The organism is Vibrio sp. JZG10 (genome assembly GCF_054064075.1).
The window spans coordinates 1-3,288 of sequence record NZ_JBSUGE010000048.1; the positions used below are offsets into that span (position 1 = coordinate 1).

Annotated in this window: 2 protein-coding genes and 3 pseudogenes; all 5 read left to right on the forward strand. The window is 42.3% G+C overall.

All coding sequences use genetic code 11. The annotated features are described in order from the left end of the window. A pseudogene (locus ACWYVB_RS23970) lies at positions 1-425 on the forward strand (hypothetical protein); the annotation flags it as partial. After that, a complete protein-coding gene (locus tag ACWYVB_RS23975; RefSeq protein WP_256899100.1) occupies positions 415-1,314 on the forward strand; it encodes an immunity 49 family protein in 900 nt (299 codons plus the stop codon). The pseudogene ACWYVB_RS23970 and the gene ACWYVB_RS23975, both read left to right, overlap by 11 nt. A 179-nt stretch (positions 1,315-1,493) precedes the next feature. Continuing rightward, a pseudogene (locus ACWYVB_RS23980) lies at positions 1,494-2,090 on the forward strand (RHS repeat-associated core domain-containing protein); the annotation flags it as partial. Beyond that, positions 2,083-2,982 carry an immunity 49 family protein gene (locus ACWYVB_RS23985; protein ID WP_457530432.1) on the forward strand — a complete coding sequence of 300 codons (900 nt, stop codon included), beginning with the start codon at positions 2,083-2,085 and terminating at the stop codon, positions 2,980-2,982. The pseudogene ACWYVB_RS23980 and the gene ACWYVB_RS23985, both read left to right, overlap by 8 nt. Positions 2,983-3,027: 45 nt before the next feature. Further along, positions 3,028-3,288, forward strand: a pseudogene (locus ACWYVB_RS23990) (hypothetical protein); the annotation flags it as partial.

Genomic DNA, 3,288 nt, shown 5'->3' on the forward strand with positions numbered 1-3,288 from the left:
TTTGTTCGAAGTAAACGTCCTAATGCTAAGCTGCTTCATCCCAAAGATATTGGAACCTCAATTTCGAAGCCGGGCGATTTTGATATGGTTTACGAGGTGGAAGAGCCGCCACCAGGTGAAATTATCATTGTTGAGGCCAAAGGGGGTAGCAGCCCGCTGGGTAGCAGAAAAATTGGAAATATGGCATATCAGCAAGGGACAACGGAATACACTGCCGAAATCACCAACCTAATGTCTGAAAAAAGGAAGGAACGACTGAAAAATTAGCTGCCGACGAAATTCAATACGCCGCTTTATCCGGCAGAACTATTCGATATATACATACTCAAGCGAATATCCCTGAAAGTGGTAAGGCCTCAGATGTAAAACTAGAAGTGGCAGAGTTTAAAATTGATTCAAAAGGATTAAATCAAAATGCAAAGTAAAGAATCGGTCAAATTTTTAGAGCGAAAAGCAAATCCTGAACTTGACACACAAGCCATTGTGAATCGGAAAAAATTTATAAACCGGGTCTTAGATAACAGAAAAGAAGGCCTTAAAATCAGGCGTGAAAACCTAGTCAGTCTTGGTGATTTCGCCATTGAGCAGGTTCGCTGGTACACATGGTTTCAAGCCTCTCATGAAGACGAGCAAATTTGTACATTACGTCTTTACGAAACTTCGCTGATGAGTGCTGGTTATCATATGCTTGCTACGCATCCCAATGATGAATTATCTATCAAGATCCTCGACTATCCTGAAGTAAAGTGGGACGGGGAAGGTATTTTGGAAACGGGGTGCATAAATCCTAATAGATGGATTGATATGTATTTTATATCGACAATTGTACGTGATAGACCTAGTTTAGACGCATTGGCAAGCTTTCCCATTTTTCTAATGAAGAAGAGCTCTACCAAAGCGGGTGAGCTGTCTTACATGTTAGTAGATGTCATCCAGTCGTTTCATAATCGCACATCGGACTATCCTGATAAACTCGTCGCAGCAATGGACGCAGCGGTAGCCCAAGGGGATAACTGGGCGTTGGAAATTGCGATGGGGATCCTAGAAACCTTCGCAGCGCTCACTACTGACATTGGTTATGATTTTGAGGAAGTGCTCGTTAAAAACCTACAGTTTCAAGAGAAATATCATCTTAGAGAATTAGGACCTGATAGGATAGGCATCCGAACTTTTATTAACTTCCCTCTTCTTGGTATGGCCTGTATGTGGTACGACAAAGGCAACCGTTTATCTATTGAAACCGGTTGGCTTCCTCCTTATCTCGTCGAGGGGCGTTGGCTAGAAGAAGTAAAAGCAGGGAAGATCACTCGATAAACTCCTTTAGTTAGCCATTCAGTATATAAGCCACCTCTCATGAGGTGGCTTATATGTTTGAGGTGGGGAGCTTGTTGTTTGTTGAACGCTCCATCATTGGTGGCATTACCAATATGCAGTCCACCATATCCAGTGGATTGACCCAACAGGTTTGGGGCAGCCAATGCTGGCATAGTATAAAAAACTCTGAACTCAATACGAGTGATTATGAGCTAACAGAAAAAAACAAAGCAAAAATTGATGAATGCTTGAAAGAGCGTCAAGAGGCAATGGACGCCCGATATGGCGAAGAGGGATATAACGCTCGAATTGGTAATATTAACCAGCAGTCTGCAAAAATTGGTGAGTTGGTCGCGGATGACTTTGTTCGGAGTAAACGTCCTAATGCTAAGCTGCTTCATCCCAAAGATATTGGAACCTCAATTTCGAAGCCGGGCGACTTTGATATGGTCTACGAGGTGGAAGAGCCACCACCAGGTGAAATTATCATTGTTGAGGCTAAAGGGGGTAGCAGCCCGCTGGGTAGCCGTAAGCTCGGAAATATGGCATATCAGCAAGGGACCACTGAATATGCGACAGAAATAGTATCTTTGATGGACAGTAAGAAATATGGGACTACAGAAAAGGCAGCTGCTAATAGCATTAACTCTGCTATTCAAGATGGTATACCAATACGTTATGTACATACGCAAGCAGAAATATCTTCTAGTGGTAAGGTTTCCAAGTTCATAGCAAAAGAGTTTGATATAGATATAGGAGAGTTCAGAAATGGTTGATAACTCAAAGGTAAAAAAGGTTGAACGAGTAGCTCATGTTGAACTAAGTGATTTTGAAAGAGAAGCTTATCGAGAAGAGATAAAAGAGAGCTTAGACAAAAGGAAAAGGCGCATATCTATAAAACGAGAAAACTTGGTTTACTTGAGCGATGGTATTTCTTATCAACTCCGTTTGTATACATGGTTACCTCCATTAGATGATGATGAGAGAATCGGCACACTATGTCTATATGAAGCATCATTAATGCGTGCCTTTTATCATCAGCTCGCCATGAGACCTGACGAGCCTCAAAGTATTCAATTACCTGGATACCCGGAAGTAATCTGGAAAGGTGAAGGTATTTTAAAAACGGGGTGTTTACACCCTAACCGATGGCTTGATGCTTATTTCACTTCGGTGATTGTGCGTGACAAACCCAGTATGGACCTGTTGGCGAACTTTCCGATTTCTCTAATGAAGCAAAGCGCCACTAAGGCAGGTGAGCTTTCTTACATGTTAGTGGATGTAATTCAGTCATTCCACAACCGCACATCGGATTACCCTGATAAGCTGGTTGCAGCAATGGACGCAGCGGTAGCTCAAGGGGATAACTGGGCGTTGGAAATTGCGATGGGGCTCCTAGAAACCTTCGCAGCGCTCACTACTGACATTGGTTATGATTTTGAGGAAGTGCTCGTTAAAAACCTACAGTTTCAAGAGAAATATCATCTTAGAGAATTAGGACCAGATAGGATAGGCATCCGAACTTTTATTAACTTCCCTCTGCTTGGCATGGCGTGTATGTGGTACGACAAAGGCAACCATTTATCTATTGAAACCGGTTGGCTTCCTCCTTATCTCGTCGAGGGGCGTTGGCTAGAAGAAGTAAAAGCAGGGAAGATCACTCGATAAATTATCATTTAGTTAGAAATTCAGTATATAAGCCACCTTTCACGAGGTGGCTTATATGTTTACCGATATTCAATCAACCCCATCTAGTGGATTGACCCAACAGGTTTCCTCTGTGAAGAAGGGTTAAAATGCTTACAGCAAATGCTGGCAGAGTATCAGGCGCAAATAACGTTCCCCAAAAGCTAAAAATCATATCCGATATGAATACGATTTCGACCATATCGATTGCGAGAGAAACGAGATTACTTTTTATCGTCATATCAATCATTCAGATGGCAGCAGACACGAAGTGCAGTATGTTGTTGG

Bases quoted from the DNA above. Each gene is read 5' to 3' on its own strand.
- ACWYVB_RS23985 (WP_457530432.1), top strand. From the start codon at position 2,083: ATGGTTGATAACTCAAAGGTAAAAAAGGTTGAACGAGTAGCTCATGTT.
- ACWYVB_RS23975 (WP_256899100.1), top strand. From the start codon at position 415: ATGCAAAGTAAAGAATCGGTCAAATTTTTAGAGCGAAAAGCAAATCCT.